Here is a 428-nt window from a genome sequence, read left to right as displayed (position 1 = left end):
AGGTAACAAATGTGCCATTCATGTCAGATGCGGCGTGAACGCCTTATCTGACCTACGTTCGACACCACCAGGCTTTACTTAATCCCATCCGCGCTCATGCGATCGCGAATATGCTGGGCGCGTTCGGCGGATGCAGGATGGTCGTCAAACATTGAGCTTTGGCGACCTTCTTCCAGTTTTGCCAGTTTTTCAAAGCTGGTGGCAAGACCTGCCGGGCTGATGCCGCGTTGGCGCAGAAGATCGTAAGAATAATCATCGGCTTCTGCTTCCTGGCGCTGGGAGAATTGCGAATTGACTAATTTCTCGCCCAGATTACCAAGTTGTGATTGAGATAAACTTCCGACAATCCCGCCCGCAGAGGCCGCAGCTACTCGCACGGCATTTGTACCAAGTGCCACCTGCATTCCTTTTTTCACATGGCCTAACGC

The 428-nt window shown here is 52.3% G+C and carries 1 pseudogene; it reads right to left on the bottom strand.

The features are described 5' to 3' along the window. Positions 1 to 74 precede the first annotated feature (74 nt). A pseudogene (loiP, locus tag J7U37_RS24950) lies at positions 75 to 428 on the bottom strand (metalloprotease LoiP); the annotation flags it as partial.

This window comes from Methylobacterium sp. 37f (genome assembly GCF_023093475.1).
GTDB lineage: Bacteria > Pseudomonadota > Alphaproteobacteria > Rhizobiales > Beijerinckiaceae > Methylobacterium.
This window is presented reverse-complemented; position numbering and strand designations above follow the sequence as displayed.